Source organism: Candidatus Darwinibacter acetoxidans (genome assembly GCF_041936445.1).
In the GTDB taxonomy this organism is placed as follows: Bacteria; Bacillota; Limnochordia; order Darwinibacteriales; family Darwinibacteriaceae; genus DTU010.
Window position 1 is genome coordinate 94,475 of record NZ_JBHGXH010000045.1, and the last position, 11,781, is coordinate 106,255.

Here is an 11,781-nt window from a genome sequence, read left to right on the forward strand (position 1 = left end):
AAAATAGAACCAGGCAGCTGCCTGGTCCTATTTGGCATACTCCACCGCGCGGGTTTCGCGAATCACGGTCACCTTAATCTGACCCGGGTATTCCAGCTCAGACTCGATCTTCTTCACAATTTCCCGGCTCAACTGAACCGCAGAAGCATCACTGACCCGCTCGGGTTTCACAATGATCCGCACTTCCCGGCCTGCCTGAATCGCGTAGGACTTCTCCACCCCATCGAAGGAAGAGGAGATCTCCTCCAGCTTCTGCAGGCGCTTGATGTAGCTTTCCAGAGTCTCCCGCCGGGCACCTGGTCTCGCTGCGGATATGGAGTCCGCGGCAGCCACCAAGACCGCCTCCACGCTTTGAGCTTCATAGTCCCCGTGGTGGCAGGCCACGGCGTGGATGACATCTTCATTCTCTCTGTACTTACGCAAAAGCTCAATGCCGATTTGGATATGGGTACCTTCCACTTCATGGTCTACGGCCTTGCCGATATCATGCAGCAGACCGGCCCGGCGAGCCAGGCGCTCATCGACCCCCAACTCGGCGGCCATAATCCCGGCCAAATGAGCTACCTCAATCGAATGTTTCAACACGTTCTGGCCATAGCTAGTTCGAAAACGAAGTCTGCCCAACAACTTAACCAGTTCAGGATGCAGGCCATGCACATCTGCTTCGAGTGTTGCCTGCTCCCCAGCATCGCGGATCGCCGCATCAACCTCTTTGCGCGCCTTTTCCACCATTTCCTCAATGCGGGCCGGATGGATGCGTCCATCGGCAATGAGGCGCTCCAGAGCAATGCGGGCGATCTCCCTGCGCACCGGATCGAATCCAGACAGGATAACGGCTTCAGGCGTATCATCGATGATCAGGTCGATACCTGTGAGCGTCTCCAAAGCGCGGATGTTCCTGCCTTCCCGGCCGATGATCCTCCCCTTCATGTCATCATTGGGGAGCGCCACCACAGAAACGGTGGATTCGGCCACATGATCCACAGCGGTGCGCTGAATCGCCAGGGAAATGATATCACGGGCCCGCTTTTCGGCTTCCTCCCGTGCTTGATTCTCCAGGTCACGGATCAGCATTGCAGTTTCGTGCTTGACTTCTTCCTCCACAGCCTTAAGCAGCATATCTCTGGCTTCTTCCGTGGTCAGCTGGGATATTCTCTCCAGCTCCCCCCGCTGCTTGGCCAGAAGTTCGCTCACCTCATTTTGCCGCTGTTCCACTTCCCGCGTTTTGCGCTGCAGTGCTTCTTCCTTGCGCTCCAGCGCTTCGGCCCGCTTGTCGAGGGCCTCTTCCTTTTGCGAGACCCTCCGCTCAAACTGGTTCAGTTCAGCCCGGCGTTCCCGAGCTTCCCTTTCCATCTCCGAGCGGAGTTTGTGGATTTCCTCCTTGGCCTCCACCAAGGCTTCCCGCTTCTTGCTTTCCGCATCACGTTCAGCTTCCTGCACGATCCTGCGGGCTTCTTCCTCGGCGGAGCGGATGGTGGCCTCAGCTGAGAGTTTTCTCACAAAGTAGCCAGCCACCAGGGCAACCACTGCCACTAATCCGTACTTAATCAACGCAATCAATAGCTCGATAGCATTCACCTCCTTCGTTTCACACCCTTAGAAAAGAAAGCCGAGCCGCAACTCAGCTTTCCCCAGTGTTCAAGTTCCTTTTCAGCTCAGACTTCTCATTTCGTTTTCGAATACCTAGGCTAGCACAGCCGAACAACTCGCTTTAATTGTATTCTTTTTCTGGATCCCTGTCAAGGAGTTCCCTAATCACTTTCCTGGCCACCGCGCCGGGAAATCCCCTGCGCTGCAGGAATCGATAGACTTTAGCGCAGCGCTCCAGGGCATCGGCCCTCTCCAGGCGGCCCAGGCGCTGTGCCGCCAGATTCAGGGCTAGTTCATATTCCTCCTCCGGCGAGTTGAGCACCTCTTCGATGTGGCTGTCGGGGATCCCTTTGCTGCTCAGCTCCATGCGCAGCAGGTAGTTGCCGGTGGGTCGGTTCCGGTTCCGGTAGTCTACGTAGATGCGGGCAAAACGCAGATCATCTAGATAGCCGATCTCCTGCAGATACTTGATGGTCTTTTCCACTTCCGCCGGGGCAAACCTGCGTTCTAGACGGATGCGCAGTTCCTGGGTGCTGCGGTCCCGCGCCGCGAGAAGGCGCAGTGCCGCCGCCTTGGCATCCTCAGCCTTGGTCTCACTCACTCTTTTCTGCAACCTCCTGGGCGCCTGCCTTGATCAAGCCCTTGGCTATCCTGATCTTCATCTCCAGCTCGTCCGCGAGCTCGGGATGCTGCGTTAGATACTCTTTAGCGGCTTCGCGCCCCTGACCCAGGCGCACATCGCCGTAGGAGTACCAGGCGCCACTCTTGTTGACCAGATCTAAAGCGGCTGCCAAGTCCAAAATGTCGCCAACCCTAGAGATTCCTTTACCGTACATGATGTCGAATTCCGCTTCTTTGAAGGGGGGCGCAACTTTGTTCTTCAAGACCCGCACCCGGGTACGGTTCCCCACGATTTCGCTTCCCTGCTTCAGGGAGTCGATGCGCCGCACATCGAGCCTGATGGATGCATAGAACTTCAGAGCTCTGCCGCCAGGGGTCACTTCGGGATTGCCGAACATGACGCCGACCTTCTCCCGCAGCTGGTTAGTGAAGATCACCGTGCAGTTGGACTTGCTGATGGCCCCGGTAAGTTTCCTGAGGGCTTGGGACATCAGGCGCGCTTGGAGGCCCACATGGGCATCCCCCATTTCGCCCTCGATTTCTGCCCTAGGCACCAACGCGGCCACCGAATCGATCACCACCACATCCACCGCACCGCTGCGGACCAGGTGTTCAGCGATCTCCAAGGCCTGTTCGCCGTGGTCCGGCTGGGAAATGAGCAGATTATCGATGTCGACCCCCACTTCCCGGGCGTAGCTGGGATCCAGGGCGTGTTCCGCATCCACCATGGCCGCGATGCCCCCGGTTTTCTGCACTTCAGCCATGACATGCAGGGCTAAAGTGGTTTTCCCTGAAGCCTCGGGCCCGTAGATCTCCACGATCCGGCCCCGGGGAATGCCCCCCACGCCCAGGGCAATGTCTAAAGACAGGGAGCCGGTGGGGATGACCTCCAAATCTAAGCTGGTCTGCTCGCCCAAGCGCATGATCGAGCCTTTGCCGTACTGCTTTTCTATCTGCAAGATGGCTCTATCTAAAGCCTTTTGCTTCTCTTCCACTGCAGATTTCGCTCCTTTCTCTTAAAACACATGTTCGCCCGCGGCTCATAAAAAGAGGAGAAACTGCCCAACAAGACGCACAGTGGTCCCATTAAGCCCAAAGCGTTTCCCCGAGCAAAGCACAAGTAACCAAGACCTTCTCCAGAACTTCAGAGTGATAGTTCTACATCGCCTCCCCTATTCCTGCCGGGCTCCACAAATGTTCTCTGCAGGGAAAAACTCTGGCCCAGTCCCGCCACATGGACCCCATCAACCGCCTCCAGCCGCAAGCTGCCATCCTCCGAGCGCACGAAGTAGAGCAGGGAAAGGCTGTAGGGCAGCGGCTCTTTAGCCTGGAAACCACGGATGCCCGCGGCACCTGTGGTGCCGGCGTTGCTGTACACGGTGGTACCCTCCTGCCTGACCCCCCAAAGATGGGTATGACCGTAAACCACCACAGGGAAAAGGCCGGGAGTCAACGCTTCAGCCACGCGGTGATTGTGCACCATGAAAATGTGGGGTCGATCTGGCCTAGCGGCCCAGAAGGCGTTGATCTCCTCGGCAAGGGAAGCCAGTTCCCCAGGGGAAGCTGGAGTGGGCAGGTAACTGCCTGCCACCAGATCGCCCGTGCCCGCAATGTGGAGCCCGGCGATGACCACCGGTTCCCCCAGCACCACAGCGTGGGAGGTCTCCAGAAGACGCTGCACCACCTGGGGTGAATCATGATTGCCGGAAACAAAGACATAGGGCCGGCCCAGCGCCTCAATACGCCTGGTGATCTCCGCCTCCAGGGCGGTCCCCCAATCGGTGAGATCACCCGTGTCCAGGATCAGATCCACATCGAAGCTTTCCACCACCTGCGCGGCGAAGTTGTAGGCCACGGGGTTGTTGTGGATATCGGAGACATGCAGTACCAGCACATCCGCTTCCACCAGGCCCACGGGTCCGACCTCTTCCAGCCGCTGCAGCGCGGAGTAGAGGTTTGCCGCCAGGGTCTGCACCCGCATCCCCAGTTCCTCCACTTGGTCCAAAGCGTCCCGCACCACTGTGAGCAGCCAGGGTGCCGCCTCGATCATCCCTTCATATTCCACCTCCTGAAAGGCGTCAGGCTCGTAGGTGATATAAATCAGCCCGGCGGCGGTCAAGACCACCAGTATACCCAGGAGCCCTCCCTGGAGCAGCTTGCGGCCGCTGCGTACACCCAAAAGCAAAAGGCCAGTCATCGCGCCCAAGAAAGCCAGGAGGACCAGTTTCAAAAGGAAATGAAAGATGATCCTGGATGCTGCTGCCTGCACCTGATTCAGCACCTGGTCTGCCTGAAATTGGGGGGAAAACACCGTTTGGCGCAGAGCACCCAGCTCCACGCTGCGCAGTTCGGCACTGATTCTCACAGGCAGCCAGTGGGTGCGGGCCCTGACCTCTCCCACCGGGGGCAGCACCAGGCGGGTTTGCGCCGTACCGCCCACCAGTACCTTCAGGTTCACCACCACCGCGAAGAAGCGGTAGTCGGTGCTGGAGAACAGATTGAGGAAGAAGATGAGGCCCAAAACAACAAAAAGAACCGGCAGATGTCTGGTCCGGTTCTTGGTCCGCTGCTCCATGGGCACCCCATCCTCCCCTAGTCAGATTCCAGTGTTGATGGTCTTCCACAGAAGCTGCAGGGCGGCGCAGGCCAGCCTCTCCTTGATCTGCTCCCGCGTGCCCTTCCAGAAATGCCTCTGCACGATAGTATTGTCCCCGCAAGCTAAGCCGATATATGCAAGGCCAACTGGCTTATTGGGAGCAGCTCCCCCGGGGCCGGCAATGCCCGTAACCGCCAGGCCGTAATCGGTTCCGGCGCGGCTGCGCACACCTGCCGCCATTTCCCGGGCCACTTCGGGGCTGTAGGCAGTGAAGGCGGCCAAAGTGGCCGGCTGCACACCCAGATCCTCAATCTTCGCTTGGTTAGTGTACACCACATAGCCCCGCTGGAAGAACCCTGAACTGCCGGGTATGTTGGTGAGGCGGTGGGCGATGAGCCCGCCTGTACAGGATTCAGCCACCGCCAGGGTGAGTCCCCGCTCCAAGAAAGCCTTGGCTACAACCTCTTCCAGGGACTCTTTGTCTACCCCGTAGAAGTAATCCCCGGCCCGGCGCTTGATTTCCTCCTCCAGGGGGGCGATGAGCGCCAAGCCCTGCTCCCTGCTGGCGGCCTTCACCGCTAAGCGGACCCGCACTGTGCCCCCGGAGGCATAAAGGGCCAGGGTGGGATTGGTCTGTTCCGCGATGAGATCGGCCAGGAGCTGAGCCAGGCTGGACTCGCCAATGCCGGAAAAGTGCAAATTGCGGATGATCAGGGCTTCAGGGCCAGAGAGCTTCCGCAGTTTGGGCAGAACTGTCTCGCTGAACATAGCCCGCAGTTCCTGGGCCACTCCCGGCAGGGCCACCACAATCCTCCCCTGTTTTTCCAACCAGAAACCGGGCGCGGTACCCACGGGGTTGGGAATCACCTCACTCCCCTGGGGAAAGAGTGCCTGTTTGCGGTTGAGGGGGCTCATGGCGCTGAGGGAGCCGTAGCGCTCTAAAAAGCGGTTTTCGATCCAGCGCAGGGCCTGGGCATCCTCCTCCAGGGGGCATCCGGCGGCCAGGCTCACCGCTTCCCGGGTTAGATCGTCTTCCGTTGGCCCTAAGCCTCCGCTGATCAGCACCAGGTCGGAGCGGCCCAGGGCGCGGCTGAGCACTTCTTGCAGCCTAGTCAGATTATCTCCCACGGTGGATTTATAGTAGACATCGATGCCCAGATCCGCCAGATGGCCGGCGATGAACGGCCCGTTGGTGTCCACGATCTCCCCCAACAGGAGCTCCGTACCCACTATAACCAACTCTGCCCGCATGGCCCTCACTCCATTTTCAGAATATTATCTTTTTCTCTTTACTTTTCTGTATGCCTATGTTATACTAAAAGCGCGCCCAGGGAGAGCAAGGAGGCTCACCGTGAGGAAAAGCAGCGTACCCAGTGTGCTTCTCCTGCTGGCAACTTCCCTGGCGCTGCTCACCAGTGCCTGCCTAACCGCTGCACCCCTGACCCCTCTTTCGCCCCTCACAGTTGTGGGCAGCCTAGACTCCACACCGGTGGAAGTTGTGGAAGCCCGCATCATCCTCAGCCGGGGCAAACACATGGTGGAAACCACCGTTCCTGTACAGAACAACGAATTCCAGGGCGTCCTGCAGGTGCCCATCGGCAATTGGGAACTCACCGTGTTTTTGGTTGATGCCGAAGGAATGGTGCATTTCCAGAGCAAACCCCAGCCCGTCGAAATCACCTACGGCCGCCCCACCACGGTTGAGCTAGTACTCCAGCCCGCGGCCAGCACCGTGCATATCACCATCGATCTGGACGGTTACATCTTCCGCAAAGAAGCCCTGCGCGCCCGTATCTACTTCAACGACGATCTGTATGAAGTAATCCGAGAAGATGCGGACGCTCCCTTCGAAGCAACCCTGGAAATCAGCCCCGGAAGCTATGAGTTTAAGATCGAGCTGTACACCGAAACCTTCCACGTGGGCAACAGACTAGGCGTCGGCATCTGGCAGCTAATCGACATTGCGGAAAACGAGGAAGTGTCCATAACCTGGCGCCCGGAAACGGAGGACCTCTTTATCACCGGACGGGTGGACACCCTGCTTCCAGCCCCAGCTTGGCTCAACGTGAACGGCAGCGGCCCACAGGTGGAGATCACGTGGGCACCAGTTGAACACCTCAACCTCCAGGGCTACATCGTCTTAGCCAAAAACAGCCCTCTAGAACGCTTCCAGCCCCTAAATTCTATACCCATCCCTACAACATCTTTCCTCCATACTCTAGATCCCGAGGACCTCCCCTCGGAAATCAGGTATGTAGTGGCCGCGGTGAGCATGAACGGCTTTGTTGGCTACTACTCCACCCCCCAGATCTGGAGTCCCTGAAGGGCAGAAAGGCACAGGAATCCCCTGTGCCTTTCTGCTAAAGCCGCCAGATAGCGACAAGTACGCCTAACAGTGCCCCCGCCACCACTTCCACCGGGGTGTGCCCCAAAAGTTCCCGCAGGCGTTCGGGGTGCAGCTCCCGGCGGTTGAGATCTTCAATAATGGCGTTGAGCACCCGGGCCTGCTTGCCCGCCGCGCGCCGCACGCCCGCGGCATCGTACATCACAATCAAGGCGAACACCGCGGCCAAGGCAAACAGCGTAGAGTCAAACCCCTCCACAAGGCCCACACCCGTAGCCAACGAGGTGACAAAGGCGCTGTGGGAGCTGGGCATTCCACCTGGCTCCACCAAGCGCTTGAAATTCAGCTTGCGCCGCATCACTGCCCAGGAAACGATCTTCAAGAGCTGGGCAATGGCCCAAGCTAACAGAGAGGTCATGAAAACAGAGTTGTCTGTAATGAATCCCAAGTGAGATCGGGCGTTGATAGCCATCATCCCTTTCATAGCGCGCCGAGTTGGGAATAGGATGATCCAAGGGGGGATGAAAATGCACTCCTCGCTGCCCTTGCTGATCATTTTTGTCGCGGCCATCCTGTCCAGGAACAACCTCTTGGGTGCGGCCGCGGCCATCGTCTTTTTTCTTGATCTCATGCGCCTCAACAGGTTTTTCCCGCTGATTCAGACCCGCGGCCTGGAAGCAGGACTGCTGTTTTTGACCATTGCCCTCATGGTACCCTTCGCTTCTGGACAGGTCACCCTGAAGAGCCTGGTTTCGTCCTTGCTCAGCCCGGTGGGCATCATGTCCATCGTAGGCGGTCTGCTGGGGGCGTACCTCAACAGCCAGGGCCTGGAGTTCGTAGCCGCCGAGCCTTCCATCGTCCCCGGCATCCTGATCGGCGTGATGATCAGTGTTTCCTTCTTTGGCGGGGTGTCTGTGGGCCCCATCATGGCCGCCGGCATCACGGCGCTGCTTGCACGTCTTCTGATCCGTTAGTCTGGACCCCTTTGATTATAGCAGGTTCGAATTGGGCGAACAACCAAGAAGTGTTGTCCGCTGCACTGCGCGCCGGCTAACAGGGTTTCTATTCGTCTCTGGCGAATTTTTTCGCGCAGGAAAGACAGAATCCCTCAAGGGCGGTAAAGGTGGTTAGATATGGACCGGATGCGGCTCAGACTCTGGAAACAACGCGCGGCTGTTCAAGTAGAATGCTTGCTGACCTTCTGCGAACCGCCTGCCGGCTTCTTTTCCTTTGAACTGGCTCGCGGTTATCAGGTGGAAAAAATAGTCGACAGCAGCGGTAGAAGTCTCGAGTTTAAGGTCGCGAGAGAAGACAGCCGTGGCTCTCCCTATCGGGCAGATCGGAAGCGCTATATAGTCCAAGATTCCCTGGGCACAGAATTCTCCGTATTATACTCTGGTGCATCCCGCGCCCAGCACACGATATTCACGGACGACATTTTGGCAGTCAACGCGGCAAGCGGATGGTATCCAGGCCGCATCTCTCCGGGTGGGACTTGGTGGGATGCGGAAGTGTTCATCCACCTTGGCCAGGATTACGTGGTTTTGAACTCTCACTTCGTACCCAACGAGAACGCCTGGCATTATCGTCCACAAGAAGACGAGCTCTTTATTATCGCCCTGAAAAACTGCAAACGCCAGACGTCGAGGCGTGGAGTTATCTACTACTATCCCCAAACTGAAATGGACGACCAGAAGGCGGCGGTGTGCGTGCACAGTCTGGACAAGCTGCTCCCGTACTTCGAGAGTTTATATGGCTGCAGCACCGCAGGTGAGGTGCCCATTGTCTTGCTGCCAACAGATCTCAACGCGGGAGCCTACAACATAGACCGCACCATAATCCTTAACCGATTTTTGAGTACAGAGACACAGCTGATCCATATGCTAGGGCATGAGCTGGCCCACAACTGGTGCTGTGGCGCCCCCGGCAACTGGGAAGATTGGCTAAATGAAACAAGTGCCGAATGGTCGGCCTTAGCCTTTCTGCTGGAAAACGGCCAGGAGAGTTATGTGCACGACACTATACTCGGCTACTGCACTGAAGAAAAGCCGGAGCCGATTCGAACTCGCGACGGTCAAAGGCCTCAGCAGGTGCACCTCAAGGGAACGCTTCTCTTTCATGGCCTCTATCGGAAACATGGGCTGGCTGTAATCAAGGACTTCCTCAGGGCTTTTGTGGAGTTGGAGGACAAGAACACCGAGAGTTGGCTCAAGTACTTGAGCCGGCGCTATCCACACATCGTTCCCGAGATCATAGAAGGGCTCAATGCTGAACTTCTGGGAGTAAGGCTCTAGGCGCGCAAGGGGCCGGGTTCAGACCGTTCCCCAGCCCCAATTCAGGAAGCTTGTTTCGCCTCCAGGAGCAGGCGGAACTCATCTCCGTTCATTGTCTCTTCCCGCAGCAGATGGGCGGCAATGCTTCTCACTTCATCTACCCTGCTGGATAGGATCTTCCTCACCTGCTTTTCCTGTTCCTGAATGATCTGCACGACAGCAGCGTTAAGTTCAGCCGCGGGCAGATCGGAACTGACAATGCCCAAGGGGGACAGGCCCGCAAACACCATGCGCTTGGCAAGGCTTACCGCCTGTTCAATGTCGTTTGCGGCTCCAGTGGAACGCTGGCCGAAGATGATCTCTTCCATAACCGCCCCCGCCACGCATACCTGGATGGCCTGGAGCAGCTGATCTTTTGTATAGAGATACTGGTCATCTTGGGAGGCCTGCCTGATGTAGCCCAAGGCTCGGTTACGGGAGACAATGGTAATGGAGGCCACAGAACCGGGCCGCACCAATTCACCTATGACGGCATGCCCCACTTCGTGGTAGGCCACCCGCTCCCGCTCTTCTTTCTGCAGCAGGCGGCTTGATTTCTCGCCCAGCATTACTTTCTCCACAGCCTCCCGCAGATCCGCTTGCGTGATCTCTTGCCTGCCGTCTCTCAGCGCAGTGATGGCCGCTTCGTTCAAAAGGTTTTCCAGGTGGGCCCCGGAAAAGCCGTGGGTTTCTGCGGCAATCTGCTCCAGGCAGACATCGGCAGCCAAGGGTTTGTTCGCTGCGTGGATGTTCAGGATATGGAGGCGGCCCGCCTTGTCCGGCAGCTCCACCTGGACAATGCGGTCGAACCGCCCCGGCCTAAGCAGCGCTGGGTCCAGGAGATCAGCGCGATTGGTGGCGCCCACCACCAAAATCTGCACATCCTCGCCGCTTTCTATCCCGTCCATCTGGGTGAGCAGCTCATTGAGGGTCTGGTCATACTCCAGGTGGCTTACGTTCTTCCCCCGCTTTGCACCTAAAACGTCGATCTCGTCGATGAAGATGATGGCACTGGGCTTATTGGCCCTTTCAGCCATGGTTCGGGCCTGCTTGAACAGCTGACGCACCCTGCTGGCACCTACTCCAGCATACATCTGCACGAACTGGGAGCCTGAAGCAGCCAGGAAAACGGAAGCCGTGTAATTGGCCGCGGCCTTGGCCATGAGTGTTTTGCCTGTGCCGGGAGGGCCCACAAGGAGAACGCCTTTGAGCGGCCTGATCCCCAGCTGCTTAGTGCGGGAACTTTCCTTAAGGAAGGTGAGGGCTTCCAACAGTTCCCGTTTGGCCGTTTCCTGTCCTCCGATCTGGGAAAAGGTAACCGCGGGCACGCTGCTCTCCTCGCCGCCCAGCCTGGCCGGGGCGAAGCGGGATGTCAGCCCCCCGCGGCCGTGGATCAAAAGCGCTCCCAAGGCCAAAAGGCTCAAGGGAAAAAGAAGTATCGTCATGTCCAGGCCGGAGAGCACAGCCAGAACCAGAAGCGCCAATCCCCCACCGAGGACCAGCCCCTTCGCCCACGCTTTCAACCCCAAGCACCTCCATCCACATGAAACTCAAGCTCCTGACCTTCCGGGGCGCGGCTGATCACCCGCCGGAGCATGTGTTCCCCATCAGTTAGGGAGATATAAATGAAATTTCGATCCACAGACAGCTCCCATCCGGCACCGCGGCTTCCCGCGAGCTGTCCAACCCGCTCCGCCAGCAGAGTGAACTTGCCAGTGATAACCGCCTCTTCTGCGGCCAGCTGCACCTGTTCATACAACTGCAGGAGCTCGGGGCTGGCCGAATCCCGCAGATGGATAACTAGGTTTTCGCCGAAGTCTGCCGCGATCTGCCGCACCCGGCCTAAGGCGGCACCGAGGGGCACCTGGGCATCCAGATCCAGGTAGATCTCCAGCACCGATCCCCATCCACCCCGGGAACGCTGTACGGCCACTTTCTTAACGCCCACCACCTGCTGAAGCTCTGCCTCCAGGGGAGCGATGATTTGGTTCTGTTCATATACGTGTTTTCCCAACAAGCCGACAGCCAGAACTAGCACAAAGGCCAAAACGGCGGCCGGCAGATGCAGTCCGCGATATGACATGGGTACCTCCCCACTTGCAATCAGTTCACAAATAAAAAAAGTGTCAGCATAGTTTACTGACACTAAGTATTATAACACGCTATTCCAGCGAACTCAGTTGAGCCCGTATAATTGTGTAAAATTGGTTTCCCCATGAAATAAAAGAAGCCATTTCTTGTGTCCCTCGGTTAGAATGAAGTTGCAACCATAACATCCTAGAGAGGAGACATCAGAAATGGCTCAATACCAGATTACC

The 11,781-nt window shown here is 57.7% G+C and carries 11 protein-coding genes; 3 read left to right on the plus strand and 8 right to left on the minus strand.

Annotated elements, in window-relative coordinates; translation table 11 throughout:
• Nucleotides 1-27: 27 nt before the first annotated feature.
• The 5 genes from rny to ACE4YL_RS02080 form a co-directional block, all read right to left on the minus strand.
• Nucleotides 28-1,569, minus strand: coding sequence for a ribonuclease Y (gene rny, locus ACE4YL_RS02060; RefSeq protein ID WP_461359830.1), 1,542 nt, complete (start codon nucleotides 1,567-1,569; stop codon nucleotides 28-30).
• A gap of 142 nt (nucleotides 1,570-1,711) precedes the next feature.
• On the minus strand, nucleotides 1,712-2,191 hold the full coding sequence (locus tag ACE4YL_RS02065; protein WP_461359812.1) for a regulatory protein RecX: 480 nt from the start codon (nucleotides 2,189-2,191) through the stop codon (nucleotides 1,712-1,714).
• Entirely contained in the window at nucleotides 2,184-3,206 is a 1,023-nt protein-coding gene (gene recA, locus ACE4YL_RS02070; protein ID WP_461359813.1) for a recombinase RecA, read from the minus strand. Before recA ends, ACE4YL_RS02065 begins: the two co-directional genes overlap by 8 nt.
• A 149-nt stretch (nucleotides 3,207-3,355) precedes the next feature.
• A complete protein-coding gene (locus tag ACE4YL_RS02075) occupies nucleotides 3,356-4,786 on the minus strand; it encodes a metallophosphoesterase family protein (protein ID WP_461365298.1) in 1,431 nt (476 codons plus the stop codon).
• A 21-nt stretch (nucleotides 4,787-4,807) separates the two neighbouring features.
• Complete coding sequence (locus ACE4YL_RS02080) at nucleotides 4,808-6,058, minus strand: competence/damage-inducible protein A (RefSeq protein WP_461359814.1); 1,251 nt, start codon at nucleotides 6,056-6,058, stop codon at nucleotides 4,808-4,810.
• Between the two features lie 100 nt (nucleotides 6,059-6,158).
• On the opposite strand from ACE4YL_RS02080, the gene ACE4YL_RS02085 reads away from it, so the two are divergent.
• Nucleotides 6,159-7,130, plus strand: a complete 972-nt coding sequence (locus tag ACE4YL_RS02085; protein WP_461359815.1) for a hypothetical protein — start codon at nucleotides 6,159-6,161, stop codon at nucleotides 7,128-7,130.
• A 37-nt stretch (nucleotides 7,131-7,167) separates the two neighbouring features.
• Here the strand turns inward: ACE4YL_RS02085 and ACE4YL_RS02090 are convergent, their stop codons facing one another.
• Complete coding sequence (locus ACE4YL_RS02090; RefSeq protein WP_461360133.1) at nucleotides 7,168-7,623, minus strand: divergent PAP2 family protein; 456 nt, start codon at nucleotides 7,621-7,623, stop codon at nucleotides 7,168-7,170.
• Nucleotides 7,624-7,678: 55 nt separating this feature from the next.
• On the opposite strand from ACE4YL_RS02090, the gene ACE4YL_RS02095 reads away from it, so the two are divergent.
• Nucleotides 7,679-8,125 (plus strand): DUF441 domain-containing protein, encoded by a 447-nt coding sequence (locus ACE4YL_RS02095; RefSeq protein WP_461359817.1) that lies wholly within the window; start codon nucleotides 7,679-7,681, stop codon nucleotides 8,123-8,125.
• A 279-nt stretch (nucleotides 8,126-8,404) separates the two neighbouring features.
• A complete protein-coding gene (locus tag ACE4YL_RS02100) occupies nucleotides 8,405-9,445 on the plus strand; it encodes a hypothetical protein (protein WP_461369079.1) in 1,041 nt (346 codons plus the stop codon).
• A gap of 41 nt (nucleotides 9,446-9,486) precedes the next feature.
• On the opposite strand, the gene ACE4YL_RS02105 is transcribed toward ACE4YL_RS02100, so the two are convergent.
• On the minus strand, nucleotides 9,487-10,986 hold the full coding sequence (locus ACE4YL_RS02105) for an AAA family ATPase (RefSeq protein ID WP_461359819.1): 1,500 nt from the start codon (nucleotides 10,984-10,986) through the stop codon (nucleotides 9,487-9,489).
• Nucleotides 10,983-11,546, minus strand: coding sequence for a hypothetical protein (locus tag ACE4YL_RS02110; protein WP_461359820.1), 564 nt, complete (start codon nucleotides 11,544-11,546; stop codon nucleotides 10,983-10,985). The genes ACE4YL_RS02105 and ACE4YL_RS02110 overlap by 4 nt, the downstream gene beginning before the upstream one ends.
• Nucleotides 11,547-11,781 lie beyond the last annotated feature (235 nt).

Bases quoted from the DNA above. Each gene is read 5' to 3' on its own strand.
- ACE4YL_RS02095 (WP_461359817.1), top strand. From the start codon at position 7,679: ATGCACTCCTCGCTGCCCTTGCTGATCATTTTTGTCGCGGCCATCCTG.
- ACE4YL_RS02090 (WP_461360133.1), bottom strand. From the start codon at position 7,623: ATGGCTATCAACGCCCGATCTCACTTGGGATTCATTACAGACAACTCT.
- ACE4YL_RS02075 (WP_461365298.1), bottom strand. From the start codon at position 4,786: ATGGAGCAGCGGACCAAGAACCGGACCAGACATCTGCCGGTTCTTTTT.
- ACE4YL_RS02080 (WP_461359814.1), bottom strand. From the start codon at position 6,058: ATGCGGGCAGAGTTGGTTATAGTGGGTACGGAGCTCCTGTTGGGGGAG.
- ACE4YL_RS02110 (WP_461359820.1), bottom strand. From the start codon at position 11,546: ATGTCATATCGCGGACTGCATCTGCCGGCCGCCGTTTTGGCCTTTGTG.